The following is a 24,804-nucleotide window of genomic DNA, read 5'->3' on the forward strand; positions in this document are numbered from 1 at the left end:
CGGGCGGTTAATGTTCGGCTCAGGTTCATCGACCCCACGAGTCTTCAATGTTCAACCGCTCCCTCTGTAATGCCTTCGCCAGCCTGCTGCTGGCCGCCGCCGCGCTGCCGGCGCAGGCCAATTGGTATCTGGACGGCGAGTCATCGCGGCTGTCGTTCGTCAGCACGAAAAACGCCCATGTTTCCGAAGTGCAGCGCTTTCTGGTGCTGCACGGCAAAGTCGACCCTAACGGTCGCGCCGAGGTCGAAGTCGAACTGGACTCGATCAACAGCGGCATCCCGCTGCGCGATGAGCGGATGCGCAAGGAGCTGTTCCAGATCGAGCAGTTTCCCGACGCGACCATCACCACTCAGATCGACCTGCGCCCGATCAACGACCTGGCCCCCGGCGCGCAGCTTGAATTGCGCCTGCCGCTGACCGTCAACCTGCACGGCAAGCAGCACGAATACCCGGCCGAACTGCTGGCGACGCGTCTCGATGACCGGCGTTTTCAAGTGGTGACGCTGGAGCCGCTGGTAATCAACGCCGAGGATTTCGATCTCGTCCCGGGGCTGGAAAGCCTGCGCAAACTGGCCGATCTGTCGGCCATCAGTCTGTCGGTGCCGGTGGGTGCGGTGCTGATCTTCACGGCGCGCTGACATGCGCGGTGCGATCTTTCCCTGGCGTGACGGCAATCGCTTCGAGCTGTTGATCGACGGCCCGCAATTTTTCCCGCGCATGCTGGTGGAGATTGCCCGCGCCGAAGAGCAAGTCGAACTGGAGTTGTACCTGGTCGAGGCGGGCGCCTGTGCCGAAGCCGTGGTGCAAGCGCTGGTGCAAGCGGCCGAACGTGGCGTGCGGGTGCGTTGCCTGTTTGATGATTACGGCAGCCTCGCGTTCACCCTCAACCTGCGTCAGCGTCTGACTCACGCCGGGGTTGAATTGCGTTTCTACAATCGCCTGCACTGGCGGCGCTGGCTCGGCAACTTCTATCGTGATCACCGCAAATTGCTGCTGGTCGATCAGCGTCTTGCCGTGGTCGGCGGCACCGGGGTCACCGATGAGTTCTGGACGCCTGAAAAAGAGACCAGCGAATGGCACGAAGTGATGGTGGAAATCACCGGCCCGCTGGTGCTCGACTGGCAGGTGCTGTTCGACCGCCAATGGATCGCCAACCGCCATCGCCGAGCGTGGAAACCGTCGGAGCATGTCGGCCTGCCACGCTTGCCCAAAGTGCCGGACATGGGCGAGGGCATGGGGCGCGTGGCTTACGCCGATGCCCGCCAGCACCGCGACATTCTGCAATCACTGTTTCGTGCCTTGAACAGTGGGCAGAAACGCATCTGGATGGCCACGCCGTACTTCCTGCCCACCTGGAATATCCGCCGCTCCCTGCGCAAAGCCGCCGCTCGCGGTGTCGACGTGCGGCTGCTGTTGACCGGGCCGCGCACCGATCACCCGTCTGTGCGCTACGCCGGGCACCGCTACTACCCGCGCCTGCTCAAGGCCGGGGTGCAGATCTTCGAATACCAGCCGTGTTTCCTGCACCTGAAAATGGTGCTGGTGGATGACTGGGTGAGCATCGGTTCGTGCAACTTCGATCACTGGAATCTGCGTTTCAATCTGGAGGCGAACCTTGAAGCGCTGGACCCGTCGTTGACGGCAGCGGTGGTGGCGAGTTTCGAGAAAGACTTCGGTTTGAGCCAGCGGGTGAGTCTGGAGGAGTGGCGAAAGCGGCCGTTGTGGCGGCGGGTCAAGCAGCGGGTTTGGGGGTGGGTGGATCGGTTGGTGGTCAACATCCTCGATAGACGCGGCTAGCAGCCATGCCCAAAAACCACTGTGGGAGCGAGCCTGCTCGCGAAGTCGGTATGTCAGTCAGCATTGTTTTATCTGAATGACCGCTTTCGCGAGCAGGCTCGCTCCCACAAGTTATTGCGGTGTTCTGATGATTACAGCAGTTCGAAACTCTGCTGCTTCACATCCTGCGAGTCCAGACCGATCTGCACGTTGAACTTGCCAGGCTCTGCCGCGTATTTGAGCTGGGCGTTGTAGAACTTCAGGTCATCCTCGGTGATGGTGAAGTGCACGACTTTCTGTTCGCCGGCCTTGAGCATGATTTTCTGGAAGTTCTTCAGTTCCTTCACCGGGCGAATCATCGAGCCGGTGACGTCCTGAATGTACAACTGCACCACGGTTTCGCCGTCACGTTTGCCGGTGTTCTTCACCATGACACTGGCGTCGAGCTTGCCGGTGGTGTTCAGGGTGGTCGACGACAGCGCCATGTCGTTCAGGCTGAAATCGGTGTAGCTCAGGCCATAGCCGAACGGGAACAGGGGACCTGTGGTGTCATCGAAATACTGCGAGGTGTAGTTGCCCGGTTTGCCCGGCGTGAATGGCCGGCCAATGCTCAGGTGGTTGTAGTAGGTCGGAATCTGGCCCACGGAGCGCGGGAAGGTCACCGGCAGTTTGCCCGACGGGTTGTAGTCGCCGAACAGCACGTCAGCGATGGCGTTGCCGCCCTCGGTGCCGCTGAACCAGGTTTCCAGAATCGCGTCGGCCGACTGGTTCTCTTCGAGAATGGTCAGCGGACGGCCGTTCATCAACACCAGCACCAGCGGTTTGCCGGTCGCCTTCAGGGCGCGGATCAACTCGCGCTGTGTTTCCGGGATGTTCAGGTCGGTACGGCTGGAGGACTCGTGGGACATGCCACGGGACTCGCCCACCGCTGCAACGATCACGTCAGCGTCCTTGGCGGCTTTCACCGCTTCGTCGATCAGCACGTTGGCCGGACGCGGATCATCCACCACTTCCGGCGCATCGAAGTTGAGGAAGTTCAGGTAGTCGAGCACCTTCTTGTCGCCGGTGATGTTGGCGCCACGGGCGTAGATCAGATTCGACTTGTCGCCGATCACTGCGCTCATGCCATCGAACAGCGTCACCGATTGCGCCGGACGGCCGGCGGCGGCCCAACTGCCCATCATGTCGATTGGCGCTTTGGCCAACGGACCGACCAGTGCGACTTTCGCGGTTTTCTTCAGCGGCAGGGTTTCGTTCTGGTTCTTCAGCAGCACCATGCTGCGGCGTGCCACTTCACGGGCATCGGCGCGGTGCAGACGGTTTTCGGCGTAGGTGTCGGCCGGATCGTCTTCAGCCTTGCCGATGCGCAGGTACGGGTCCTTGAACAGGCCCATGTCGTACTTGGCCGCGAGGACTTCGCGCACGGCGTTGTCGATGTGTTTCTGTTCGATCTCGCCGGACTTGAGCAGCCCCGGCAGCTCTTTGCCGTACAGGGTGTCGTTCATGCTCATGTCGATGCCGGCCTTGATCGCCAGCTTCGCCGCTTCCCGACCGTCGCGGGCAACGCCGTGCTTGATCAGCTCGAAGATCGCGCCGTGGTCGCTGACCGCAAGGCCCTTGAAGCCCCAGTCCCTGCGCAGCAAATCGTTCATCAGCCAAGTGTCGGCGGTGGCCGGGATACCGTTGATCGAGTTCAACGCCACCATCACACCGCCCGCGCCGGCGTCGATCGCCGCGCGGTAGGGTGGCAGGTAGTCCTGGTACATCTTCACCGGGCTCATGTCCACGGTGTTGTAGTCGCGACCGCCCTCGACCGCGCCGTACAGGGCGAAGTGCTTGACGCTGGCCATGATGCTGTCGGCCGCGCTCGGGGTTTCGCCCTGATAGGCCTTGACCATGACTCTGGCGATGCGCGAAGTCAGGTAGGTGTCTTCACCGAAGCCTTCAGAGCTGCGGCCCCAGCGCGGGTCGCGGGAGATGTCGACCATCGGCGCGAAGGTGATGTCGAGGCTGTCGGCGGCGGCTTCTTTGGCCGCAACGCGGCCGGACTGGCCGATGGCGTCCATGTCCCAGCTCGAAGCGAGGGCCAGTGGAATCGGGAATATCGTACGGTGACCGTGGATCACGTCGTACGCGAAAAACATCGGAATCTTCAGGCGGCTGCGCATGGCGGCGTCCTGCATCGGACGGTTTTCCGGGCGGGTGATCGAGTTGAACGTGCCACCGATGTTGCCGGCGGCGATTTCCTTGCGGATCAACTCGCGCGGCATTTCCGGGCCGATGCTGATCAGGCGCAACTGGCCGATCTTCTCGTCGAGGGTCATTTGCTTCATCAGGTTGCTGATGAAGGCGTCCTTGTTTTCCAGGGGTACCGGGGTCTCAGCGGCCAATACTTGATGACTGGCCAGGCTGACGAACAGGCCCAGCAAACACAGCTTCTTCATGAATGTTTTTCTCAAGGGCGCAAACGGCAATGCAATGCCGGCCAGCCAAAATTTAGGGAGCGACTATTGTTGTTCGGGTGCAGGCGCAAAAACGCAGAGCCAAAAAACGACAGCGGACAGTTGGCCGCGTCTGCGCAGGGCCTCTTTTTAGCCCATCGGCCCGTAGCAATCCAGTAGCGCGGCCGATTATGCCCCAAGAGCCGGCCCCGAGTGTTTCGCGGGCGGTTTTTAAAATGAAATGTGCCAGGGAGCATCACTGCCATGAATGTAAGTCCTACCACTCGCTCACGCTTGCAGGTCGCCTCGTTACTGGTGCTGGCGATGTTGCTGACCGCGTGCGGCATCAACAACATCCCGACCCTCGACGAGCAGGCCAAGGCTGCGTGGGGCCAGGTGCAGAACCAGTACCAGCGCCGCGCCGACCTGATTCCCAATCTGGTGGAAACGGTGAAGGGCTATGCCGCCCACGAAAAGGAAACCCTGACCGCGGTGATTGAGGCCCGGGCCAAGGCCACGTCGATCCAGGTCGATGCCAGCACCCTCGACAATCCCGAGAAGCTCAAGCAGTACCAGCAGGCGCAGGATCAGTTGAGCGGCGCGTTGAGTCGCTTGATGGTGGTCTCCGAGCGTTATCCGGACCTGAAGGCCAACCAGAACTTCCTCGCCCTGCAATCGCAGCTTGAAGGCACGGAAAACCGTATTGCCGTGGCGCGACGCGATTTCATTCTGGCGGTGCAGAAATACAACACCGAGATCCGCACCTTCCCCGGTCGCCTCTGGCACAGCGTGATGTACAGCGACTTGTCGATCCGCGAGACCTTCGAAGCCACTACGCCCGGCGCGGAAAAGGCCCCGGAAGTGAAGTTCTGATCCGAGGTTATCCATGCGTGTGTTGAAGATGGGCCTGGTGCTGATGCTGTGGCTGTTCGCCGTCAGCGCCCGGGCCGAGTTGACATTCCCGGCGCTGAGTGGGCGGGTGGTGGACGAGGCGCAGATGCTCGAGCCCTCGGTGCGTGCGCAACTGAGCCAACAGTTGCAGGCTCACGAACAGGCGACGGGCGAGCAATTGGTCGTGGTCACGCTGCCGGATCTGCAGGGCACCACCATCGAGGATTTTGGCGTACAACTGGGCCGACACTGGGGCATCGGTCAAAAGGACAAAAACAATGGCGCGCTGCTGATCGTCGCCCGGGACGAGCGCAAACTGCGCATCGAAGTCGGTTATGGCCTGGAGGATCGGCTGACCGATGCGCAAACTTCGGTGATCATTCATCAAGTCATCACCCCCTCGTTCAAGGCGGGCAACTTCAGTAAGGGCATCAGCGACGGCGTGGCGGCGATGCTGGTGGTGTTGGGCGGCAATCCGCTGGACGAGCCGTCGACGGTGTATGAATCGAGCGGTGATCCGCAGAGCGATTTCGTTTCCCGGCACCCGGCCTTGTTCGTGTTTCTGGTGATGTTGTTCATCCTGACGGTGTTTGTCTGCCAGATGCTCGGTATCCTTCCCGCCGGCCGTGGCGGCTCCGGTGGATCGGGCGGCGGCTTCGGCGGTGGTGGTGGATTTGGCGGCGGCGGTGGAGGTGGGGGCAGTTTCGGCGGCGGTGGTTCGTCCGGCGGCTGGTGAGCACACAACAATAATGAGCAGGCACTCTTTGACATGGCATTACTGACTGAACACGAACAACGCAAAGTCGCCGAGGCAATCGCCCGGGTCGAGCGCGACACCGACGCCGAACTGGTGACAGTGCTGGCCGCCCGCGCCGACGATTACGCGTACATCCCGTTGCTGTGGGCCAGTTTGCTGGCGCTGGTGGTGCCGGGCGTCGTGCATTACCTGACCGGCTGGCTGACCTTGCGCAGTTTGCTGTTGGTGCAATGGGGCTTGTTCATTGTGCTGTGCCTGCTGTTTCGTCTGCCGAAAATCACCACCCACCTGGTGCCGCGCCGCGTGCGGCACTGGCGCGCCTCGAATCTGGCGCGGCGGCAGTTTCTTGAGCAAAACCTGCATCACACGGTGGGCAGCACCGGCATGCTGATTTTTGTCTGCGAGGCCGAACGCTACGTGGAGATTCTGGTGGACGAGGGGATCTCCAGTCGGCTGGACAATAAAAACTGGGATGCGATTGTCGCGGCGTTTACCGAACAAGTGCGGCAGGGGCGCACACTTGAGGGGTTTGTGCAGTGCGTCGAGGCGTGTGGGGAGCTGTTGAAGGTGCATGTGCCGGTGACGCAGGTGCGCAATGAGTTGCCGAATCGGTTGGTGGTGTTGGCATGAGGAAAACCCTCACCCCAGCCCTCTCCCAGAGGGAGAGGGGGCCGACCGAGGTGTCCGTCGCTATCCATCGACCTGAATGATCGCGTCGATTATGGATTCAGATCCGAGGAAAAACCGGGTCTATGATGGATTCACTGCCAAGCAAGAATCGGGTCGATCATGGATTCAGCGCCAGTCTTTCAAGTCGGTAAATTTCTCAAATATCCCCCAATCGGTCCCCTCTACCTCTGGGAGAGGGCTAGGGTGAGGGCCTCATTTAAAACCGTTCGGTAAATAAGAGCGTGTCCCCAACCCCTATGCCCCCTAAAATACCCGCCATTCCCGATTCGCCCCCGAGGCCGCTTGTTCATGTCCGTTACCGCCCCATCCGCCAAATCGGCGCCAGATCACCACGCCCAGTTCATCGAGCTGCTGCAAACCAGCCTCGAGGAGAACGGTTTCATCAAACTGGTGCTGGCCAAATACGTCGGTGAAGAAACGGATCTGCAGCGGGTCATCATCAAACCGGTGACGGTCAAGGCGCAGCCAAACCTGTCCTTCGTCTATCGCTACAAGACCCGCGACATCACCAAGAACCTGCCATTGGCCGAAGGCGTGGCGATGATTGCCGAGGTGTTGCCGGCCTCGTTCAAAAATGCGCATTTGCTGGCCGTGACTGATGAAGCACAGCTCGAATACAGCAAAAAAGGCAAGAGTTCGCTGTTCAAGAGCAAACCCCAGCAACTGCGCGAAGCGCCGTCCGCCGAACACAACCGCGAAAAAAACCGCTTTCTGGAGTTGAGCCGACCGTTCCTCAAGGATCTGGGCGTGACCAATGCGCAACAAGAGCTGATCCCGGCGATGTCGCGCAAGTGGAAGCAGATCAACAAGTTCATCGAAGTCTTCAGCCATGCCCTGACCTCGTCCCCGCTGGCGCTGGACAAGCCGGTGCGGGTCGCAGATTTCGGTTCGGGCAAGGGTTATCTGACCTTCGCGATTCACGATTACCTGCGCAACACCTTGAAGGCCGAGGGTGAAGTCACCGGCGTCGAATTGCGCGAAGAGATGGTCAACCTGTGCAACGCTGCGGCGGCGAAGCTGGATCATCCGGGGCTGGTGTTCAAGTGCGGTGACGTGCGCAGCGTGGCGCCGAGCGAGCTGGACGTGATGATCGCCCTGCATGCCTGCGACATTGCCACCGATTACGCGATCCACACCGGCATTCGTTCGGGCGCGTCGATCATCATGTGCTCGCCGTGCTGCCACAAACAGATCCGCCTGCAAATCCAGAGCCCGGCGCTGCTCAAGCCGATGCTGCAATACGGTCTGCACCTCGGCCAGCAGGCGGAAATGGTCACCGACAGCTTGCGTGCGCTGTTCCTCGAGGCCTGTGGTTACGAGACCAAGGTGTTCGAGTTCATTTCACTGGACCACACCAACAAGAACAAGATGATTCTGGCGGTGAAACGCGCCGAGCCGGTAGACCCGGCTCAGCTGTTGGTGAAGATTGAGGAATTGAAGGCGTTCTACAACATCAGCGAGCACTGTCTGGAAACCTTGCTGCGCGCGGATGGTTATCTGAGCTGAATATCACGCAGTGGCAGCCTTTGCTGGCTGCACAGCGGTCTTGCGACCGAGCATGACGGTCGCAATCACCCCGCAAGCAAACACCCAGGTGATCGGCTCCACATGTTCACCAAAGAACAGCGCCGAAAACGCGATGGTGAAGAAGATCTGCAGCAACTGGATCTGACTGACCCGGGCAATGCCACCCATGGCCAGCCCGGCGTACCAGGCGAAGAAGCCGAGAAACTGCGAAAACAGCGCCACATACCCAAACGCCCACCATGCCTTGGCTGACACCGCGCCCTGATGTTGCAGCGCCAAATACAGCACCGGGCCGATCAACAGCGGCGTCGACAGCACCAGCGCCCAACAGATCACCTGCCAGCCGCCCATCTCCTTGGCCAACCGGCCGCCCTCGGCGTAGCCCAGACCTCCCACGGCAATCGCGCCGAGCATCAATAAATCCCCGGCCTGAATGCTGCCGGCCCCGGTAAACAACGCATAACCAAGCACCAGCGCACTGCCCAGCGCGGCGCAGGCCCAGAAGGCTTTTGACGGCCGTTCGTGGGACAACCAAGCGGCATAAAGCGCCACGCACAACGGCTGCAATCCGTTGACCAGCGCACCGTGGGACGCCGGCAACGTCTGCATGGCCCAGGCCGACAACACCGGGAAACCGAGAATCACCCCGGCGATCACCATGCTAAGGCCTTTGACCTGTGCCCACGTCGGCCACTTCTCCCGTCGCCATAACAACAGTAACGCTGCCGGAATCGCCGCGAACAAGGCGCGGCCTAAGCCGTTGAGCAAGGGATGCAGTTCCTGCACGACGATGCGGGTGAAGGGCAGGGTAAGGCTGAAAATCACAACCCCGAGCAGGCCGAGGGCCATGCCGGTGTTTTCGCGCGAAGACATGATGAGAACCAGAATCGAAGGTGGCAGGGGATTGCCTTCATCAAGCCATAAACCGTGGTCTTCTGGCTGTTACAGCTAGGCACAGACTTATCCGTACAGTTTGACGACCTCTTCGCGGCTTATCAGGTAGTAGCCGGTTGTTACCCACCCCGATCGATAAGGTCTACCTTGAACACTCCCGCAAGCCCGTTCCCCAGAGGAGTCCGCCCCATGGCCGCGAAAAAAATCCTGATGCTGGTCGGCGATTACGTCGAAGACTATGAAGTGATGGTGCCGTTCCAGGCCCTGCAAATGGTCGGCCACACCGTCCACGCGGTATGCCCGGACAAGGCCGCCGGCAAAACCGTGCGCACCGCCATCCACGACTTTGAAGGCGACCAGACCTACAGCGAAAAACCGGGTCACCTGTTTGCCCTCAATTTTGATTTCGCCAAGGTCCGCGAGGCGGATTACGACGCACTGGTAATTCCGGGTGGTCGTGCGCCGGAATACCTGCGACTGAATGAAAAAGTCCTCGAACTGGTACGCGCCTTCGACAAGGCTGGCAAGCCGATCGCAGCGGTGTGTCACGGCGCGCAGTTGCTGGCGGCGGCGGGGGTTCTCGAAGGGCGCGAATGCAGCGCCTACCCGGCCTGCGCGCCGGAAGTCCGACTGGCGGGCGGCACGTACATCGACATTCCCGTGACCGACGGCCACGTTCAAGGCAATCTGGTCACCGCCCCGGCATGGCCGGCGCATCCGAACTGGCTGGCCGGTTTCCTCGGTTTGCTCGGCACCAAAATCACCCTGTAACGAGGATTCGCCCATGTGCGAGCTCTACGTCAAGGCTGACCCGATTCTCTACGAATCGCGCTCGCGTTCGCTGCGCATCTGCGGGGTGGTGACGACGTTGCGCCTGGAAAACCAGTTTTGGGACATCCTCAGCGAAATCGCCGAAGTCGATGGCATGACCACCAATCAACTGATCGCCAAGCTGTATGAAGAGGTGATGGATTATCGCGGGGAAGTGGTGAACTTTGCGTCGTTCCTGCGGGTAAGTTGTACGCGGTATCTTTCGCAGCGGCGTAGTGCTGCGCCTGAGTTGTCGGTGGTGCGGACGGTGGTGAAATAGCCGAGACCGGACAGACGCCATCGCCAGCAGGCTGGCTCCCACAGGGAAATGCATTCCAATGTGGGAGCGAGCTTGCTCGCGAAGGGGGCGGCTCAGGCGACAGATGTTCTGGACTGGTCTTTACTCTGAGGCGCGAAACCTCTTAATCGCCAAGGAGAAATGAGCATGTCCGGATGGTACGAAGTCAGTAAAAGCAGCAACGGCCAGTTCAGGTTTGTGCTGAAAGCGGCCAACGCCGAAACCATTCTCACCAGTGAGCTCTACACCACTCGCGCGGCAGCCGACGGCGGCATCGCCTCGGTGCAGACCAACAGCCCGCTGGATGAGCGTTACGAGAAGAAAACCACCAAGGACGGTCATCCCTATTTCAATCTCAAAGCCGCCAATCACCAGATCATCGGCAGCAGCGAAGCGTATTCCTCGGATGCAGCGTGCGACAAAGGCATTGCCAGCGTGAAGGCCAACGGTTCGACCAAAACCATCAAGGACAAGACCCTGCCGGTTCTCTAGAAAACACTGAAAACCAAACTGTGCGAGCCGGCTAGCTCCCACATCGGAATACATTCCCCTGTGTGGGCTAGCCGGCTGGCGATGACGTCAGAAGCCTCGCCGCTAAACCTCGACCGGCACCGACAACTTCGGATTCCCCAACGCATGCGTCTTCGCATCAAAAAACCGCAACGCCACCCCAGTCCCTTCAAACACCTTCGCGTAATGCCGCTTCTGATGCTGAATGAACGCCGCACTGCGCGGATAAATCGAGATCGCCACCACCTTCGGTTTCGCCAGGCGCAAGGCCCGCACGATGTGGCTGTCCTGCTCGGCCAAGGCATGGCCGAAGATGCATAAACTGTCGCCATGGCCCAATAACTGCTCGTAACAGAACGACAGATAATCCGAGCTGCGAATGGTTCTGAGTTTCTCGGCACTCGGCCCTTCGTTGATGAACAGCGGCACGTCGTCCAGCGTCTTCAGCGTGTTGTTGATCGCGAAGCTGCCGAGCAGCGTGCCTTCGGTCGAGGTCAGTTTGCGCGCGGTGCCATCCTGATTGCGCACCAGATGCAGACCGCCGTGCAGGTACAGTAAACGCGGTTTTTTCGTGGCGCTTTCGCTCAGGTCGAAACTCGCATTCGGGCCATTGAACAGATCGTCGATGGCTTCGCTGCGGTGCTGGAGCGCCCAGTAGTTGAGCAAGTCGTAATTGGTGGTGAACACCGTGCGATAGCGCGCCAGTTCTTCATTGAGCCTCGCCAGCGTCGAGGCCTGCACCAGTCGCCACGGAATATGGATGGCGTGCACGCTGTTGATCAGCGCTTCCTTGATTGCGTAGTAGCGATTGCGCGGCGCTGCCGAGCTGACGGCCAGTGCCTTGTTGACCCGGCTGGTGGTTTTCAGTGCGCCGAGCACTTGTTCGAAGCTGCGCGTCTGCATCGCGTCGAACACCGCCAGTTCCGATGGGCTCAGGGGTTTGTCTTCCACGGTACGGGCGTTTTCGAACAGCGAGTCATAACCGAAGTCGTCCCACACCGCGCGGCTGGCGCCGTTCCCCACCAGCAAACCCTTGAAATCGGTCGCGGCGCGCAGGCTGCTCCAGTCTTCGAGGGTGGCGTCGACATCCAGAAAATCGCTCATTGCTTGGCACATCTCAAAACATAGGGGCTGATGGGCGGCGACTTTATCACGAGCGGGCATTGAGCCAGATCAACATACGCCATGACCGATCGGTCGATGCTGTGTGTACCCGTCGGATCGCAGCTGTCGATTTGGCCCCAGTCAGGAGAGACACGATGAGCAGCACCTTTTTCATTCCGGCGGTCAACATCATGGGCAGCGGTTGCCTCGACGAAGCGATGGTCGCGATCCGCAACTACGGCTTTCGCAAGGCACTGATCGTCACCGATGCGGGGCTGGCCAAGGCCGGCGTGGCGACCATGGTCGCCGAGAAACTGGCCATGCAGGACATCGACTCGGTGATCTTCGATGGCGCCAAACCGAACCCGAGCATCGCCAACGTCGAGTCCGGCCTGGGGCTGCTCAAGGAAAGTCGCTGTGATTTCGTGGTGTCGCTGGGCGGCGGTTCGCCCCATGACTGCGCCAAGGGTATTGCGCTGTGCGCGACCAACGGCGGGCAGATTCGGGATTACGAAGGCGTCGATCAATCAACCAAGCCGCAACTGCCGCTGATCGCGATCAACACCACCGCCGGCACCGCCAGCGAGATGACCCGGTTCTGCATCATCACCGATGAATCGCGCCACGTAAAAATGGCCATCGTCGACCGTAACGTTACGCCGCTGTTGTCGGTCAACGACCCGGCACTGATGGTCGCCATGCCGAAAAGCCTGACCGCCGCCACCGGCATGGACGCACTGACCCACGCCATCGAAGCCTATGTGTCGACTGCCGCCAACCCGATCACCGACGCCTGTGCGCTGAAGGCCATGACCCTGATCAGCAGCAACCTTCGCCTGGCTGTGCGCGACGGCAGCGACCTCGCGGCGCGGGAGAACATGGCCTACGCGCAGTTCCTTGCCGGCATGGCGTTCAACAATGCGTCCCTCGGTTATGTGCATGCGATGGCGCATCAGTTGGGCGGGTTCTACGACTTGCCCCACGGCGTATGCAACGCCGTATTGCTGCCACATGTGCAGACGTTCAATGCGTTGGTGTGTGCCGATCGCCTGACCGATGTGGCCCACGCGATGGGCGCAGATGTTCATGGTTTCAGTCCGGAAGAGGGCGCCCAAGCGGCGATCAACGCGATCCGTAGCCTGGCCAAAGATGTCGAGATTCCCGGCGGTTTACGTGAGCTCGGCGCCAAACTCACCGATATCCCGATGCTCGCCGCCAATGCCCTCAAAGACGCCTGCGGTCTGACCAACCCGCGTGTGGCGGATCAGCGGCAGATCGAAGAGATTTTCCGCAACGCGTTTTGAGAGCAGCGTTTGCCGGAAAGATTTCGATGACCGGGCCGGCCCTTTCGCGGGCAAGCCCGCTCCCACAGTGTCCGCGGTGACATACAAATGCTGTGTCCAATGCCGCTCCCTGTGGGAGCGGGCTTGCCCGCGAAAACTGGCTTCCAGGCACTACAAATCCCCCGAGTTCTCACATCACCCGACAACCGCCACATTTCTCCCAAACACCCCACTCAATCAACACCACCTTCACCAGCGGCACGGACCTGATTCTGACGGTGTCGTCGGCAGGGCCTGCGGGACATTGATCAGCGGCGCATGAACGCGTTCTACCACTTGCTGGGTGGGAGTCGACGGGTATGGAAGACACGCAAAACCTGTAAACAGCCCTGACGCACCCTGTACGGAATCAAATAGGGGCGATCAGGAAGAGCCCATTCTCGTGTTCCGGCTAAGCGCCCCTTTCGTCCAGAGGCAGGAAACCGGGCGAGGTGATCAACGCTGGCAAGAATGGCCTGAACAAACTCTGAGGCAGCCTTCGGATTTTCAATCGCAATGTAGGAAGCTTCGTCATCGAGATTCTTTAATGCAGTTTTCAGCCACTCAACGCGCATTGGCATCCCATTTTTCGGCGATGGCCCTGACTTCATCAGCAGAAGCGAAATCACCGGCGTCGGCTTCCTTCAGCGCTTGTTGAATTTCTTCTATCTGCCAAGCTTCGCGCGTCAGGTATTCGCGCAATGCATCCACTGCCAGGTAAGACTTGCTACGGCCAGTGGCTTTGGCGAGGTTGGCGAGGGTGTCTGCAATTTCATCGGGGATACGTAGAGACATGACGGACATGGCGAACTCGATGTAGTGGTTTGTATTACACAACACTACAGTGTCGTGCGTAGCAACGGCTAGCTCCATTTGTCTATCTGAACCGCTGAGAGTGATGGCCATTTAGCATTTGCTCGGTTGAAACAGTTTGTTGAGAAGGGGATAGTGCGCGGCTGAAAAGTCATCAAGGAGCGGGACGTGACAGTGAAGTCTGGATTGATCGGGTGTGTGGCGCTGTGCGCAGGGTTGATGGCGGGGCAGGTGTTTGCCGAGTGCACGCCGGCGACGGTAACTGCGGAGGATGTGTCTGTCTGCAAGGACTGGCCGGCTTACCCAGGGCTGACCCTCAGCGCCAAGACGCGGTTTGTGCGTGGCACCGCTGACGCGCTCGGTGCTCATGATCTGGACTTGTCTGTTCTGAAGGATGGTCAACCGAATCCGGTTGCCGCTTATCAGCAGGCCGCTGCCTTCGTAATGGATGGCGTCCACTTGCAAGAAATGACACTCGACACTGCGCGCTACAAACTCACCCCCGACCTTCGAGCCTTTGGAGTACGCGCACGTCTCACTAACGGTTCGCGTCTCAATCCCAGAGATGAAAGCCAACTGACGCTCTACGTGAAGGAGGGCGAAAAGTTGCGTCCTGTCCTGCGTCAGTTGTTGGTTTATGAGTACGGCGGCGAGTGGGATGACAACTGCGCTGGCGAGCGTTTCGAGATTTCAAGAACCGTCGAAATTGCTAAAACAAGCTCCCACGGTTACGCAGACTTGATCGTTAAAACCCAGCAAACAGACACGACAAGTGTGGGGGATGCGGACGCTTGTGATGATAAATCCAACGTCTACCAACCGGTTTTGACAACCTTGCACTACGACGGAAAAACTTACGTTTTGCCACCCGGTTTCAAAGGTCTCTGACTGATCTGCCAAACACGACTTATATCAAGGAAGAACCATGCTCAGCCCAACCAGACTCCTTATCGCCCTCGGTTTTCTGGCCATCGCTGCCCAGGCCCAGGCCGCCTGCACCACCAAGACCTTCGACGGCCAATCACTGTCACGCTGCATCGTCTGGCCAGCCTTCCCGGCGCAGGCGATTGCGGTCAAATCCACGTACCTGGCCGACCCCGGCGACGACGAGGCCGGGGTGTTCGATCTGGATCTGGCGCTCGTCAATGCCAGCAACGCCAACCCCATCGCCAGTTACCGTAAACCGGGCGCCTACAACTCCGATGCCGTGCGGTTTGACGATCTTCGCGTCGACACGGGCCGCTACCGACTGGCGTCGGACGTGCGGGCTTTTGGCCTGCGTTCGAAGTTCACCCACAGTTCCCACGCCATTCCCTACGAGAAAACCGATCTGGCGCTGTATGTTCGCGAAGGCGATAAGCTGCGCCCGGTGCTGGAAGGGTTGGTGATCTACAAGAACAACGGTGAGTTCATGAATGACTGCGAAGGCTACATGAAGAAAATTCGCCGGACAGTCGACATCGGCACCACGAGTCACAACGGTTTCGCCGATTTGATCATCACCACCAGCGGCAGCAAGATGAAAAACACCCAGTCGGGAAAACAGTGCGTTTCGAAAGATACCGTGCTGAAAAAGACCCAAATCACCCTGACCTACGACGGCCAGCAATACACCGTCCCCGAAGACCTGCGAGGCTACTGATCCGATGCTCACCGGCCTCAACCACCTGACCCTCGCCGTCAGCGATCTCAACCGCAGCCTCGGGTTCTATCGCGATGTGTTGGGTCTGCGCGTCGAAGCCACGTGGGACGCTGGCGCCTATCTGTCGTTGCCGGGTCTGTGGTTGTGCCTGTCGTTCGATTCGCAGCGCACGGCCGAGCCGTGCGCCGACTACACCCATTACGCCTTCAGCCTCGGTGAGGCGGATTTCCCGCTGTTCGTCGAACAGCTAAAAGCGGCCAGCGTGCGGGAATGGCGGGACAACCGCAGCGAAGGTGCGTCGTTCTACTTCCTTGATCCCGACGGCCACAAGCTCGAAGCCCACGTCGGCGATCTCGCCTCGCGGCTGGCGGCGTGTCGGCTGAAACCGTATGCCGGCATGCGTTTTTACGACGAGCCGTGAACTCGCTCAATCGGCTGATATAGACTGGCTGCCACGTATTCTGGCGCTTGCAGGTTTTCCATGACTCCATCGTTGCTAATGGCCGTGCTGGCCTCGGGTTTCATTTACGGCATCACTCCCGGGCCGGGCGTGCTGGCGGTGTTCGGCATTGGCGCAGCGCATGGGCGACGGGCCGGTGCGGGGTTTCTTTGCGGGCATCTGCTCGGCGATGTGGTCTGGTGCAGCACCGCGTTGATCGCGATTGTTGGCGCACGGGAAATCGGCAGCACGGCGTTCGACGTGCTCGGCGTGCTCAGCGGCCTGTACCTGTTCTGGCTCGGCTGGCGTGCCGTGCGTGCGCAGCGTCGCAGCGATGATGAACCGCAGGGCGCAGCGCGCAATCCGTTCTGGCACGGCATCCTGTTCGGGCTGACCAATCCGAAGGCCTACCCGGTCGCGGTGGCGACCTTTACCGCGCTGTTGTCGAGCCGCGCCGAACTGCTCAACTGGTCGATGCTGCCGGCGCTGATCGCCCTGAGTTTCCTCGGCGGATTAATCGCCTACGCGATTCTCATCGGCGTGGTCGGCGCGCAGCGGGTACGCACGATCTATCAACGGCACGAACTGCTCATCACCCGGTTGTGTGGCGTGATGTTCATCGGGTTCGCCATCAATGCGCTGATGCATGCGCTGCCGGGATTGCTGCCGAACAAGGCTTGATTTTCGCGGTTCGGGTTTCACCGTTCGTCGCGCAGGCGGCAATTTTTCTAAACCTTTGCCGGGCAGAAAATTCTCAATCTAGGCGGGCACCTGCTCGCCGCGATCAATACCAAGAGGTAGAGAATCATGCCTAACTCAAGAAACTCGAACTCGGGAAACTTCGCCAACGATCGAACGAAGGCGTCTGAAGCCGGTCGCAAAGGTGGGAAAACCACCACAACGACGGTCGATAAAGAGCCTGCGAAAACAGAAACGGGCCGCAAGCCTGCTCAGAAATCGAAGTAGTCGGTGAAGGTAGTTTTGATTGAGAGGCGGGGGCGCAAGCTCCCGCTTGAATTCAGCAAGAAGGAGGGCGCGACCATGAGCCGGATGGCCACCCACGTACGTCGTTTAAGTTTTGTCACCGTTTTAGGGTTATTCGCCAGCAGCGCCTTTGCCCAGTCGCCTGCCGAATTCATCAATGATGCTTCAGCCAAAGGCATGGCCGACATCGAAGCCAGCCGTCTGGCGCACCAGAAGTCCGAATCCAAAGAGGTCAAGGACTACACCATCGTCGTCATCAACGACCGCACCACGGCCAATCAGCACTTGGCGAAAATCGCCAAGAAGCTCGACCTGCCCGTCGCGCCGCGTGACGAAATGGCCGACAAGGCCAAGGAAATGATTCCAGAAGTCAAAGACGGCGCGACCTTCGATCAGGCCTATGCCGCCAGTCAGGTCAAAGCCACGGAAGAAGCCATTCAGCAGATTCAGCAGCAAGCGCAGACCACCGACGTGCCGGAGATTAAAGCCTTCGCCGATGAGACCTTGCCCAAGCTGCAAAACCATCTGCAAATGGCCCGGGCGCTGCAAGCCAGCCGTTAATCTCAAACTTCAAATAAAAACGGCGCCAAGGCGCCGTTTTTGTTGTTCAACACTCATTCAAATCCTGCTTCGGCTTGCTCTTCTCACCCAACCCCTCAAGATTGAAAACCTCTCCCTCACCCATCGTCCGGTAGTGCTTGCGCAACGCTTCCAGCTGCTTCAGATCCAGCGCCTCCAGGCCCAGCATCGCGTTCTGCGCCTCTTTGGTCACCCGTAGCAACTCATCAATCTTCAGATGCAGGATGTCGGTGTCACGGTTCTGCGTGTTCTGGATCAGGAACACCATCAGGAACGTGATGATCGTCGTTGAGGTATTGATGACCAGTTGCCAGGTGTCGTTGAACTGAAAAACCGGCCCGCTCATCCCCCATATCGCAATCAGGATCAACGCCCCCATGAAGGTCGAGGGGCTACCGGCCCAGAGAGCGAGTTTCTGCGAGATTTTGGCGAATTTCATGGCTGTATTCCTTATTGGTAAGCGCTTGAAATACAGACCTCTGCTGAGGTGTGAAAATTCTAATGACTTCCGCTTCCTCAGCGATAGAAGTACGTAGCTTCTATCAGTGAGTGCCATTTACTCGGGCGAACTTTCATTGCGCTGGATTGTGGCTAGTATCAAGTGGCGATCAAATTGCCAGTAGCTCTAACACGGAAAGAAATCACGCAAGAGGCCACTCATGGAATTCTTCGAAAAGTTAGCCAGCCTAGCAGCCAAAGTCCGGTTGCAGAGCGCCGCAATTCAGACAGAAGAAGCAACGAAAAATGCATTCGTCATGCCATTCATCAGTACCGTATTAGGGTACGACGTCTTCGATCCGACCGAGGTGACGCCTGAGTTTGTCTGTGACATTGGCACGAAAAAGGGCGAGAAAATCGACTACGCCATTATGAAAGATGGCGAAGTACAGATTCTGATCGAATGCAAAAAAGTCGGTGAGTCACTGCACATCAATCATGCCTCTCAGCTATTTCGCTATTTTCACGTTACCAGCGCTCGTATCTCCATCCTTACCAACGGTCAGGTCTACAAGTTTTTTACGGATCTGGATGCGCCGAACAAAATGGATGAAAAGCCATTCCTGGAACTGGACCTCCTGGATATTGATGAATACTCGGTTCCCGAGTTGGTGAAGCTAACGAAGTCGGCGTTTGACGTTGACTCAATTATCAGCGCGGCTGGCGAACTGAAGTATGTCAGTCAAATAAAGAAGGTTATCGCAGCACAAGTCAGCAAGCCGGACGATGATTTCGTCAAAGTTTTCGCCTCCCGTGTGTACGACGGAGTGATCACGCAAAAAGTACGCGAACAGTTTCATGAGCTGACAAGAAAAGCTGTTGTGCAGTTTTTAAATGAGCAGATCAATGACCGGCTCAAATCCGCTATGAGTGGGACTATTCAGCCTCAGTTGGCATCTTTACCTTCAGCCTCTGTCGGGACTGATCCAGTAGATCCTCGTGACGAGTCAGATGACAAGGTTTTGACAACCCTTGAAGAGCTGGAGGGATATCACATCGTTCGTGCTATGGTTCGGTCAGTTGTGGATGCCAAGCGAATCGTTCAGCGTGATACGCAGAGCTATTTCGGCATCTTGCTGGATGACAACAACCGCAAGCCGATTTGTCGATTGCATTTCAATCGCTCTCAGAAGTACATCGGTATCTTCGATGAGGAGAAAAACGAAATACGCCATCCAATCAGCACGGTCGATGACATCTATGAGTATTCAGAGCATCTGAAAAAAACAGTTGGATATTACGAATGACAGAAGAACCGGCCGTCGAGGCCGGTTTTTTTTCTGATCATTGTTGGCGCTGAATACACCGACACTATTTGCTATGTCTTGCTCTAGAACTGCTCGCTTGGCTGCCTGTATCGTGACGAACCGCTGGAATGTCCATGACAGGAGAACGCAATGAGTTGGTCCGCCAAACAATACGTCGCTTTCGAAGATGAACGCACCCGCCCGGCCCGCGATCTGCTCGCGGCGATTCCCACGGCTGACGCCCGGTCGGTGGTCGATATCGGTTGCGGGCCCGGTAACTCGACGGAGTTGCTGGTGCAGCGTTTTTCAGGGGCAAAAGTCAGTGGGTTGGACAGTTCGCCCGACATGATCGACGCCGCGCGCAAGCGCCTGCCGCAGTTGCAGTTTGATGTCGCCGAGATTGATCAATGGGCCGATGAAGGGCCGTTCGATGTGATCTTTGCCAATGCGGTGTTGCAGTGGGTGCCGGATCACGCGTCTTTGCTGCCGGCGCTGGCGGGCAAGTTGTCGGCGGGGGGCAGTCTGGCGATCCAGATGCCCGACAACCTCAACGAGCCATCCCACCGGCTGATGCGCGAAGTCGCCGCGAACGGCCCGTGGGCCGGAAAACTCGCCGGTGCGGCGGGGCAGCGTACCGAGATGGCCAGTGCCAGCGAATACTTCTCGATGCTGCGACCGTGCTGCGCGCGGGTCGATGTGTGGCGCACCACGTATCACCACCAGTTGCCCGGCGGGGCGGCGGGGGTGGTGGAGTGGTTCAAGGGCAGTGGGTTGATTCCGTTTTTGAGTCCGCTGACTGAAAGCGAGCGGGCGCAGTATCTGGAGCAGTATCTGGCGGAAGTTGAGAAGGCTTATCCGGCGTTGGCCGATGGTTCGGTGCTGTTGCCGTTTCCGCGATTGTTTATCGTCGCGACGCGCTGAGAGTAATCCTCAGGCGTACTGAATCTGTGGCGAGGGGATTTATCCCCGATGGACTGCGCAGCAGGCCTTTTTTTTGGGGGGCGCTGCGCACCCCATCGGGGGATAAATCCCCTCGCCACAGTTGTGATTGATCGTTCCTAGCGCTGCACCGCCACCAACATCATCATCGGCCGCTCCCGCTCTTCAGCCAGCGCCGGTTGCGCCGCCACTTCCGCATCGCTCGGCCCCCATTCGTTGACGTGGCGAATGGTAAATCCAGCGCCAATCAGTGAATTCAGTAACGTGCCGACAGTACGGTGCTGCTTGATCACACCGTCGGCCAGCCAATTGGTCACCCGCTCGCCCTCCCTCTGATAACTGTCCAGCGGCCAGCGCTTGCGGCCTTCGCTGTCGACCAGCCAACCGGGATTGCGCGGCGCCATGAAGATCGGATGCTCGATGGAAAACACAAAGTGTGACCCCGGTTTCAGCGACGCATAAAGGTGCGCAAACAGCCCCGGCAGATCCTTGATGTAGTGCAGCGCCAGAGAGCTGTAAGCCAGGTCGAAACTGCAGGCGGGCAAGTCGAGTTGTTCCAGGTCTGCGCGTTCATAACGGATGTTCGCCGCCGTAGTGGTTTCGCGTGCCCGTTCCAGCATCTTTTCCGAAACGTCCAGGGCCAGGACGCTCGCGGCGCCGTGTTCACTGGCCCAGCGGCTGAACCAGCCATATCCGCAACCCAGGTCCACCACGTTCAAGCCGTGCATGGAGGGCAACAAGGCTTTGAGTGCGGGCCATTCCGGCGCGGCATCGAGGCCGCCGATGGAGCGGTTCATCTGGCTGTAGCCCTGGAAAAATTCGGGATCGTCGTAGATGTTTTGAGTCATGGGGAAGTGCTCTTTTGAGTTCGTTCGTCAGCGGCACAGCGGCCGCGATTGGGATTCCCTCGAAAGTGATGACGCGTATTCGTCGATGGCCGCGCAGGGGGAGGGTGGTGGTTGATGGGGAGATGCTAGCGGGTCGGTTGGAAAGTGAGAACCGGGGGAGTGTTGTTGATCTGTAATGTCGGACGATTCGCCGGGTTTTCTGGATGTGTAAACGCTTTCTGCTGGCTGCGTTTAAAGGCGTTCGATGTTACGTCCTGAAGCCTACAAATCCTTGCGCCGTTGCCTACCGCTACGCCAGAATCCGCCGGCTTGTGCGCCTTGGGGGCGGTCGGTAACTTGGTTCGCGTCACTGATTTCCAGTGAACGGGTTTAGTAGCCCGGAATACTGATTCATAACGGTTGCACAAGTGTCATTCAGTCGGGCTAAAGCCTGTGCTTGATGGTGGCTGTGCGCATGGTGCTCTAGGGCGCGCCGGATTTGGATTGGTGTCCGGTCTACTAACTTGCGCACAGCTGCCACCCTTCCGTTTAGTAGCGAGACGGGTTGTGGCCCTACGATAGGACCAATCCAATGTTCAAAATTACGCCAAACCCGCCAGACACCGATCCGGCATCCCCCTACGAATCGCCCGGTTCGAAGAAATTCCACGAAGCCGCTGAACGCGCCCTCGACCACTACCTCAGCCCCGCCGCCCAAATCATGGGCTCAACCAACGAACCCGAACCGATGTTCCTCGCCAACCCGAAGTACGACACCGAGTCCCTGCTGGCCAACGCCAGCGAAACCCTCGGCTCGGCCACCACCATGCTCAACAACTTCGCCGCGCTGCTCGACACCTCGCACCGCAAGACTGCACTCGGCATTGCGCAGGTTGTGATGTTGGGTGAATTGGCAGTGAATCAGGCGCTGGACAAGGTTGTGCCGGCGGGGTAATCACAAAATCGTCGATTTGTAGCAGACCCAAAAAACCGGCTCTAAAGGCCGGTTTTTTGTAGTTACGCCTACGAACATTCACGATTCAAGGCGCCAACATCCGCAACGCCGCCGAAGTCAAAAACGCCGAACGGTTCTTCTCCTCCGGATGATGGTGAACGTGAAGATCAATCCGCTCCAGCAAGTAGCCCGGCAGCGTAATACTCACTTTCTGCGGACTTCCGATACACCGACTGACATCCGCATCCACCAACGCCCAAACGCAGCCTGCATATTTCGGATTGGAAAAGTGAGTTCCGAGTTTCCCTGCGACCGGAATGGCTGCACCACTTTCGGCCAGAATCTCGATGTGGGTCTCTATGGCCGCTTTTGCCATCTCAATGGCATTCTCTTGATCCTCTCCTGCAGAAAAACATCCCGGCAGATCCGGCACCTCAACACCCCAGGCACATTCACCGTCACTGGCAGAGATTGCGATTGGATAGAGCATCTGGATCATCCCCTTGAGCACGCAGCGCTTCTTGTCGTTAGAGAGATCAAAGGGTAAAGGGGGAGGGCGTATCTGCAACCAACGCTGTGTTTCTGAATCGTTCTGCGCAGACTAAATGGCCAATCTCAAATCCCAGCCACAAAAAAACCGGCCATCAAGGCCGGTTTTTTCTGTTCCTGCATCCCCCGTCAAAAACAACGTGAGACAAAATTCGATTGGAGCGGGTGAAGGGAATCGAACCCTCGTTATCAGCTTGGGAAGCTGGAGTAATGCCATTATACGACACCCGCTCAGAGCGGCTGACTTTGTACCAGACTCGGCCACGGATTTGAAGTTTTCTTTTGCTCGCATGGCGTTGCAACGTTGAAAACGGTCAATCGCGGGCAAGCCCGACGCGTGCACAGATGCACACATCTCATACCGGCAGACTTGCTCGCGACGACGCTTTTTCAAATGGCCAGTGCATGGTGATCCTGAACAAACGAGTAACGCGTTCGGCTGGCCTGCGGCGCCGGTTTCAGAAAGCCGAGCAGGGCGTTCTGGCTATCGCGGCACGCAGCCTTGTGCTCCATGTCGAGAAAGTGCCCGGTGGCTTGCAGGGTGGTGAAGGTGCTTTGCGCCACATGGTTGCCGAACAGGCGCGCATCGTCGGCGGCGGTGTATTCGTCCCATTCGCCGTTGAGAAACAGCACCGGTACGTTGATTTTCTTCGCAGCGTTCAGATAGCACTGACGATCGCTGTGCAGTACGTCGCTGATGTGGAAGTGCATCTGCCCGTATTCGTGCTCGGCCAGGCTGCTGACGTGGCGGTAGTTGAAGCGTTTGAACAGCGACGGCAGGTGTTTGCCGATGGTGCTGTTGACCAGTTCGCCGACTCGGTCGCCGTCGCGTTGGCCGAGGTAATCGACGCCGCGCTCCAGGTAATCGAGCATGTGCGCGTTGATCACCGGTGAGAACGAGCTGATCACGGCTTTTTCGATGCGCCGTGGTTGGTGCGAAAGGGCAACCAGCGTCGCGGCGCCGCCCCAGGAGAACGACAGGACGTGCTCGGCGGCGAAGTGGTCGATCAGCTCCAGCAGAATCTGGCCTTCGACGTCCTTCGTCAGATGTTTCTCGTGGCGGTTGTGGGCTTTTGACCGGCCCGCGTAGGGCTGGTCGTAGCAGACCACGTTGAATTGCGGGTGCAGATTTTTCACGGTTTGTGCAAACGACGCAGTCGTGGCCATCGAGCCGTTGACCAGGATGATGGTCTTTTCTGCGGCGTCTGCGCGATAGAACTCCGTGTAAACCCGATACTGACCCTGTATATCCAGCACAGCGATTTCTGGCCTCATGTCATAAGACTCCTGGCAAGCAAGCGGGTATGCGCGCAAATAGAGATTGCACGAGCTTTGTGACAGGTAGGCATACGCCTGGAATTTGCTGGCCCATGTCGATCCATGACAACGGTCGACGGGTATTGTTATTGGCGGGCAGTTTGCCGGGGGAAGGCGGAACCTGAGGGTTCTCTACCGGCAAAAAGTTTCTTGGATGTATGTTGTGACTCATCGGTCACAATCTGGCCGACGTCCTGATTCAAGCAGGGGCGGGGGGATCGCGCAAGTGCCGTCGGTAGATTGTTCGACAACTTCTGCTGAGCGGTCGCCTGCTTAGAACAAATGAATCTCTTCGGTGCGCAAAGCACGGTACTCGCCCGGTTTTAGCGCGTTATCGAGCAGCAACGGGCCCATGGATTCGCGGTGCAGACGCAGGACTTTGTTGTTGAAGTGACCAAACATGCGCTTCACCTGATGGTAACGACCCTCGACGATGCTCAGGCGCGCCGACCTCGGGTCGAGCAGCTCAAGTTGCGCAGGTTGCGTGGTCAGATCCTCGAAAGCGAAGTAGATCCCTTCGGCAAACTTAAGCGCATATTCCGCGCTGATGTCCTGCTCGGTCTCGACGTAATAGACCTTCGGCAGTTTGGTTTGTGGCTGGGTCAGACGCCGCGACCAGGTGCCGTCGTTGGTGATCAGCATCAATCCGGTGGTGTTGAAATCCAGGCGTCCGGCGATGTGCAAGTCGTCCTTCTCCGGCTCATCCATCAGGTCAAGCACGGTCGGATGTTGTGGGTCGCGGGTGGCGCTGACGCAGCCCGGCGGTTTGTGCAGCATGAAGTAGCGCGCCGGTTTGCCGAGTTGCAGCACTTCGTCATCGACTTCGACGCGGCTGAATTCCAGCACTTCGCTGTGCGGGTCGCTGACGACTTTTCCGTCAACGCGCACGCGCTTTTCCACCAGCAACAGGCGAACCTGCTGACGGTTGTAGCGGGGCAGGTTGCTGAGGAAACGGTCGACGCGCATGTTCAGAATTCGAGGAATGAAGGGGCGCG

At 58.6% G+C, this 24,804-nt stretch carries 29 protein-coding genes and 1 tRNA gene; 19 read left to right on the plus strand and 11 right to left on the minus strand.

Annotated features, from left to right (window positions below; all coding sequences use genetic code 11):
• The first annotated feature begins 47 nt into the window (after window positions 1-47).
• Together ACA074_RS06685 and ACA074_RS06690 are read left to right on the plus strand one after the other, a co-directional pair.
• Entirely contained in the window at window positions 48-638 is a 591-nt protein-coding gene (locus ACA074_RS06685; protein WP_489878383.1) for a YceI family protein, read from the plus strand.
• Window position 639: 1 nt separating this feature from the next.
• The gene (locus ACA074_RS06690; RefSeq protein ID WP_497678658.1) at window positions 640-1,797 is read left to right on the plus strand and encodes a phospholipase D-like domain-containing protein; all 1,158 of its coding nucleotides are present in this window, start codon (window positions 640-642) and stop codon (window positions 1,795-1,797) included.
• 131 nt (window positions 1,798-1,928) lie between these two features.
• Here the strand turns inward: ACA074_RS06690 and bglX are convergent, their stop codons facing one another.
• Window positions 1,929-4,220, minus strand: a complete 2,292-nt coding sequence (bglX, locus tag ACA074_RS06695; protein ID WP_497678659.1) for a beta-glucosidase BglX — start codon at window positions 4,218-4,220, stop codon at window positions 1,929-1,931.
• Window positions 4,221-4,481: 261 nt separating this feature from the next.
• Here bglX and ACA074_RS06700 point away from each other — a divergent pair, with 261 nt between their 5' ends.
• The 4 genes from ACA074_RS06700 (at window position 4,482) to ACA074_RS06715 (ending at window position 8,061) form a co-directional block, all read left to right on the plus strand.
• Window positions 4,482-5,090, plus strand: a complete 609-nt coding sequence (locus ACA074_RS06700) for a LemA family protein (RefSeq protein ID WP_187681176.1) — start codon at window positions 4,482-4,484, stop codon at window positions 5,088-5,090.
• 13 nt (window positions 5,091-5,103) lie between these two features.
• Window positions 5,104-5,844, plus strand: coding sequence for a TPM domain-containing protein (locus ACA074_RS06705; RefSeq protein ID WP_497678660.1), 741 nt, complete (start codon window positions 5,104-5,106; stop codon window positions 5,842-5,844).
• A 33-nt stretch (window positions 5,845-5,877) separates the two neighbouring features.
• Complete coding sequence (locus tag ACA074_RS06710) at window positions 5,878-6,495, plus strand: TPM domain-containing protein (protein ID WP_489878388.1); 618 nt, start codon at window positions 5,878-5,880, stop codon at window positions 6,493-6,495.
• A gap of 348 nt (window positions 6,496-6,843) precedes the next feature.
• Window positions 6,844-8,061 carry a class I SAM-dependent methyltransferase gene (locus tag ACA074_RS06715; RefSeq protein ID WP_497678661.1) on the plus strand — a complete coding sequence of 406 codons (1,218 nt, stop codon included), beginning with the start codon at window positions 6,844-6,846 and terminating at the stop codon, window positions 8,059-8,061.
• A gap of 3 nt (window positions 8,062-8,064) precedes the next feature.
• Here ACA074_RS06715 and ACA074_RS06720 read toward each other — a convergent pair whose 3' ends face one another.
• The gene (locus ACA074_RS06720; RefSeq protein WP_401266119.1) at window positions 8,065-8,955 is read right to left on the minus strand and encodes a DMT family transporter; all 891 of its coding nucleotides are present in this window, start codon (window positions 8,953-8,955) and stop codon (window positions 8,065-8,067) included.
• 210 nt (window positions 8,956-9,165) lie between these two features.
• Here ACA074_RS06720 and ACA074_RS06725 point away from each other — a divergent pair, with 210 nt between their 5' ends.
• The 3 genes from ACA074_RS06725 to ACA074_RS06735 all read left to right on the plus strand — a co-directional run bounded on the left by ACA074_RS06725 (window position 9,166) and on the right by ACA074_RS06735 (window position 10,576).
• Entirely contained in the window at window positions 9,166-9,747 is a 582-nt protein-coding gene (locus ACA074_RS06725; protein WP_187680117.1) for a DJ-1/PfpI family protein, read from the plus strand.
• 13 nt (window positions 9,748-9,760) lie between these two features.
• On the plus strand, window positions 9,761-10,066 hold the full coding sequence (locus ACA074_RS06730) for a ribbon-helix-helix domain-containing protein (RefSeq protein ID WP_497678662.1): 306 nt from the start codon (window positions 9,761-9,763) through the stop codon (window positions 10,064-10,066).
• Between the two features lie 165 nt (window positions 10,067-10,231).
• On the plus strand, window positions 10,232-10,576 hold the full coding sequence (locus ACA074_RS06735) for a YegP family protein (RefSeq protein ID WP_401266114.1): 345 nt from the start codon (window positions 10,232-10,234) through the stop codon (window positions 10,574-10,576).
• A 102-nt stretch (window positions 10,577-10,678) separates the two neighbouring features.
• Here ACA074_RS06735 and ACA074_RS06740 read toward each other — a convergent pair whose 3' ends face one another.
• Complete coding sequence (locus ACA074_RS06740) at window positions 10,679-11,698, minus strand: DUF4917 family protein (protein WP_497678663.1); 1,020 nt, start codon at window positions 11,696-11,698, stop codon at window positions 10,679-10,681.
• Window positions 11,699-11,853: 155 nt separating this feature from the next.
• Between ACA074_RS06740 and yiaY the strand changes: the two genes are divergently transcribed.
• Window positions 11,854-13,002: an L-threonine dehydrogenase gene (gene yiaY / locus ACA074_RS06745; RefSeq protein ID WP_497678664.1), complete on the plus strand. Its 1,149-nt coding sequence runs from the start codon at window positions 11,854-11,856 to the stop codon at window positions 13,000-13,002.
• Window positions 13,003-13,310: 308 nt separating this feature from the next.
• On the opposite strand, the gene ACA074_RS06750 is transcribed toward yiaY, so the two are convergent.
• Together ACA074_RS06750 and relB are read right to left on the minus strand one after the other, a co-directional pair.
• A complete protein-coding gene (locus tag ACA074_RS06750) occupies window positions 13,311-13,595 on the minus strand; it encodes a type II toxin-antitoxin system RelE/ParE family toxin (protein ID WP_401266107.1) in 285 nt (94 codons plus the stop codon).
• Window positions 13,585-13,824 carry a type II toxin-antitoxin system RelB family antitoxin gene (gene relB, locus ACA074_RS06755; RefSeq protein ID WP_401266189.1) on the minus strand — a complete coding sequence of 80 codons (240 nt, stop codon included), beginning with the start codon at window positions 13,822-13,824 and terminating at the stop codon, window positions 13,585-13,587. Before relB ends, ACA074_RS06750 begins: the two co-directional genes overlap by 11 nt.
• Window positions 13,825-14,001: 177 nt before the next feature.
• Here relB and ACA074_RS06760 point away from each other — a divergent pair, with 177 nt between their 5' ends.
• From ACA074_RS06760 to ACA074_RS06785, 6 genes are all read left to right on the plus strand, one after another.
• Window positions 14,002-14,721, plus strand: coding sequence for a PA3715 family protein (locus ACA074_RS06760; RefSeq protein ID WP_497678665.1), 720 nt, complete (start codon window positions 14,002-14,004; stop codon window positions 14,719-14,721).
• Window positions 14,722-14,758: 37 nt separating this feature from the next.
• Complete coding sequence (locus ACA074_RS06765; RefSeq protein ID WP_497616793.1) at window positions 14,759-15,475, plus strand: PA3715 family protein; 717 nt, start codon at window positions 14,759-14,761, stop codon at window positions 15,473-15,475.
• 4 nt (window positions 15,476-15,479) lie between these two features.
• Window positions 15,480-15,896, plus strand: coding sequence for a fosfomycin resistance glutathione transferase (fos, locus tag ACA074_RS06770; RefSeq protein ID WP_497678666.1), 417 nt, complete (start codon window positions 15,480-15,482; stop codon window positions 15,894-15,896).
• A gap of 60 nt (window positions 15,897-15,956) precedes the next feature.
• Window positions 15,957-16,595, plus strand: a complete 639-nt coding sequence (locus ACA074_RS06775; protein WP_497616795.1) for a LysE family translocator — start codon at window positions 15,957-15,959, stop codon at window positions 16,593-16,595.
• A gap of 126 nt (window positions 16,596-16,721) precedes the next feature.
• Window positions 16,722-16,880: a KGG domain-containing protein gene (locus ACA074_RS06780; RefSeq protein ID WP_080762009.1), complete on the plus strand. Its 159-nt coding sequence runs from the start codon at window positions 16,722-16,724 to the stop codon at window positions 16,878-16,880.
• 75 nt (window positions 16,881-16,955) lie between these two features.
• Complete coding sequence (locus ACA074_RS06785) at window positions 16,956-17,459, plus strand: DUF4142 domain-containing protein (RefSeq protein ID WP_497678667.1); 504 nt, start codon at window positions 16,956-16,958, stop codon at window positions 17,457-17,459.
• Between the two features lie 46 nt (window positions 17,460-17,505).
• Here the strand turns inward: ACA074_RS06785 and ACA074_RS06790 are convergent, their stop codons facing one another.
• The gene (locus ACA074_RS06790; protein WP_187680130.1) at window positions 17,506-17,916 is read right to left on the minus strand and encodes a low affinity iron permease family protein; all 411 of its coding nucleotides are present in this window, start codon (window positions 17,914-17,916) and stop codon (window positions 17,506-17,508) included.
• Between the two features lie 220 nt (window positions 17,917-18,136).
• Here ACA074_RS06790 and ACA074_RS06795 point away from each other — a divergent pair, with 220 nt between their 5' ends.
• Together ACA074_RS06795 and tam are read left to right on the plus strand one after the other, a co-directional pair.
• Window positions 18,137-19,222 carry a type I restriction endonuclease gene (locus tag ACA074_RS06795; RefSeq protein ID WP_497678668.1) on the plus strand — a complete coding sequence of 362 codons (1,086 nt, stop codon included), beginning with the start codon at window positions 18,137-18,139 and terminating at the stop codon, window positions 19,220-19,222.
• 150 nt (window positions 19,223-19,372) lie between these two features.
• Window positions 19,373-20,143, plus strand: a complete 771-nt coding sequence (gene tam / locus ACA074_RS06800) for a trans-aconitate 2-methyltransferase (RefSeq protein WP_497678669.1) — start codon at window positions 19,373-19,375, stop codon at window positions 20,141-20,143.
• 137 nt (window positions 20,144-20,280) lie between these two features.
• On the opposite strand, the gene ACA074_RS06805 is transcribed toward tam, so the two are convergent.
• Window positions 20,281-21,009, minus strand: a complete 729-nt coding sequence (locus ACA074_RS06805) for a class I SAM-dependent methyltransferase (RefSeq protein WP_497678670.1) — start codon at window positions 21,007-21,009, stop codon at window positions 20,281-20,283.
• A 571-nt stretch (window positions 21,010-21,580) separates the two neighbouring features.
• On the opposite strand from ACA074_RS06805, the gene ACA074_RS06810 reads away from it, so the two are divergent.
• Entirely contained in the window at window positions 21,581-21,943 is a 363-nt protein-coding gene (locus tag ACA074_RS06810; protein WP_497678671.1) for a DUF6124 family protein, read from the plus strand.
• An 85-nt stretch (window positions 21,944-22,028) separates the two neighbouring features.
• On the opposite strand, the gene ACA074_RS06815 is transcribed toward ACA074_RS06810, so the two are convergent.
• The 4 genes from ACA074_RS06815 to ACA074_RS06830 all read right to left on the minus strand — a co-directional run bounded on the left by ACA074_RS06815 (window position 22,029) and on the right by ACA074_RS06830 (window position 24,775).
• Window positions 22,029-22,433, minus strand: a complete 405-nt coding sequence (locus tag ACA074_RS06815) for a type II toxin-antitoxin system HicB family antitoxin (protein ID WP_497679309.1) — start codon at window positions 22,431-22,433, stop codon at window positions 22,029-22,031.
• Between the two features lie 216 nt (window positions 22,434-22,649).
• Window positions 22,650-22,723 (minus strand) — tRNA-Gly (locus tag ACA074_RS06820).
• A gap of 159 nt (window positions 22,724-22,882) precedes the next feature.
• Window positions 22,883-23,767: an alpha/beta fold hydrolase gene (locus ACA074_RS06825; RefSeq protein ID WP_497678672.1), complete on the minus strand. Its 885-nt coding sequence runs from the start codon at window positions 23,765-23,767 to the stop codon at window positions 22,883-22,885.
• Window positions 23,768-24,082: 315 nt separating this feature from the next.
• Window positions 24,083-24,775: a pseudouridine synthase gene (locus ACA074_RS06830; RefSeq protein WP_497678673.1), complete on the minus strand. Its 693-nt coding sequence runs from the start codon at window positions 24,773-24,775 to the stop codon at window positions 24,083-24,085.
• Window positions 24,776-24,804 lie beyond the last annotated feature (29 nt).

The organism is Pseudomonas sp. LBUM1655 (assembly GCF_059716085.1).

Excerpts from the sequence above, each read along its gene's own strand:
- fos (WP_497678666.1), top strand. The coding sequence starts at position 15,480 with ATGCTCACCGGCCTCAACCACCTGACCCTCGCCGTCAGCGATCTCAAC.
- ACA074_RS06805 (WP_497678670.1), bottom strand. The coding sequence starts at position 21,009 with ATGACTCAAAACATCTACGACGATCCCGAATTTTTCCAGGGCTACAGC.
- ACA074_RS06730 (WP_497678662.1), top strand. The coding sequence starts at position 9,761 with ATGTGCGAGCTCTACGTCAAGGCTGACCCGATTCTCTACGAATCGCGC.
- ACA074_RS06785 (WP_497678667.1), top strand. The coding sequence starts at position 16,956 with ATGAGCCGGATGGCCACCCACGTACGTCGTTTAAGTTTTGTCACCGTT.
- ACA074_RS06720 (WP_401266119.1), bottom strand. The coding sequence starts at position 8,955 with ATGTCTTCGCGCGAAAACACCGGCATGGCCCTCGGCCTGCTCGGGGTT.
- ACA074_RS06725 (WP_187680117.1), top strand. The coding sequence starts at position 9,166 with ATGGCCGCGAAAAAAATCCTGATGCTGGTCGGCGATTACGTCGAAGAC.
- ACA074_RS06775 (WP_497616795.1), top strand. The coding sequence starts at position 15,957 with ATGACTCCATCGTTGCTAATGGCCGTGCTGGCCTCGGGTTTCATTTAC.
- ACA074_RS06790 (WP_187680130.1), bottom strand. The coding sequence starts at position 17,916 with ATGAAATTCGCCAAAATCTCGCAGAAACTCGCTCTCTGGGCCGGTAGC.
- ACA074_RS06830 (WP_497678673.1), bottom strand. The coding sequence starts at position 24,775 with ATGCGCGTCGACCGTTTCCTCAGCAACCTGCCCCGCTACAACCGTCAG.
- ACA074_RS06735 (WP_401266114.1), top strand. The coding sequence starts at position 10,232 with ATGTCCGGATGGTACGAAGTCAGTAAAAGCAGCAACGGCCAGTTCAGG.
- yiaY (WP_497678664.1), top strand. The coding sequence starts at position 11,854 with ATGAGCAGCACCTTTTTCATTCCGGCGGTCAACATCATGGGCAGCGGT.
- ACA074_RS06765 (WP_497616793.1), top strand. The coding sequence starts at position 14,759 with ATGCTCAGCCCAACCAGACTCCTTATCGCCCTCGGTTTTCTGGCCATC.
- ACA074_RS06685 (WP_489878383.1), top strand. The coding sequence starts at position 48 with ATGTTCAACCGCTCCCTCTGTAATGCCTTCGCCAGCCTGCTGCTGGCC.
- bglX (WP_497678659.1), bottom strand. The coding sequence starts at position 4,220 with ATGAAGAAGCTGTGTTTGCTGGGCCTGTTCGTCAGCCTGGCCAGTCAT.
- ACA074_RS06690 (WP_497678658.1), top strand. The coding sequence starts at position 640 with ATGCGCGGTGCGATCTTTCCCTGGCGTGACGGCAATCGCTTCGAGCTG.
- ACA074_RS06700 (WP_187681176.1), top strand. The coding sequence starts at position 4,482 with ATGAATGTAAGTCCTACCACTCGCTCACGCTTGCAGGTCGCCTCGTTA.
- ACA074_RS06715 (WP_497678661.1), top strand. The coding sequence starts at position 6,844 with ATGTCCGTTACCGCCCCATCCGCCAAATCGGCGCCAGATCACCACGCC.
- ACA074_RS06705 (WP_497678660.1), top strand. The coding sequence starts at position 5,104 with ATGCGTGTGTTGAAGATGGGCCTGGTGCTGATGCTGTGGCTGTTCGCC.
- ACA074_RS06795 (WP_497678668.1), top strand. The coding sequence starts at position 18,137 with ATGGAATTCTTCGAAAAGTTAGCCAGCCTAGCAGCCAAAGTCCGGTTG.
- ACA074_RS06815 (WP_497679309.1), bottom strand. The coding sequence starts at position 22,433 with ATGCTCTATCCAATCGCAATCTCTGCCAGTGACGGTGAATGTGCCTGG.
- ACA074_RS06780 (WP_080762009.1), top strand. The coding sequence starts at position 16,722 with ATGCCTAACTCAAGAAACTCGAACTCGGGAAACTTCGCCAACGATCGA.
- ACA074_RS06740 (WP_497678663.1), bottom strand. The coding sequence starts at position 11,698 with ATGAGCGATTTTCTGGATGTCGACGCCACCCTCGAAGACTGGAGCAGC.
- ACA074_RS06810 (WP_497678671.1), top strand. The coding sequence starts at position 21,581 with ATGTTCAAAATTACGCCAAACCCGCCAGACACCGATCCGGCATCCCCC.
- ACA074_RS06710 (WP_489878388.1), top strand. The coding sequence starts at position 5,878 with ATGGCATTACTGACTGAACACGAACAACGCAAAGTCGCCGAGGCAATC.
- tam (WP_497678669.1), top strand. The coding sequence starts at position 19,373 with ATGAGTTGGTCCGCCAAACAATACGTCGCTTTCGAAGATGAACGCACC.
- ACA074_RS06825 (WP_497678672.1), bottom strand. The coding sequence starts at position 23,767 with ATGAGGCCAGAAATCGCTGTGCTGGATATACAGGGTCAGTATCGGGTT.
- ACA074_RS06750 (WP_401266107.1), bottom strand. The coding sequence starts at position 13,595 with ATGCGCGTTGAGTGGCTGAAAACTGCATTAAAGAATCTCGATGACGAA.
- relB (WP_401266189.1), bottom strand. The coding sequence starts at position 13,824 with ATGTCCGTCATGTCTCTACGTATCCCCGATGAAATTGCAGACACCCTC.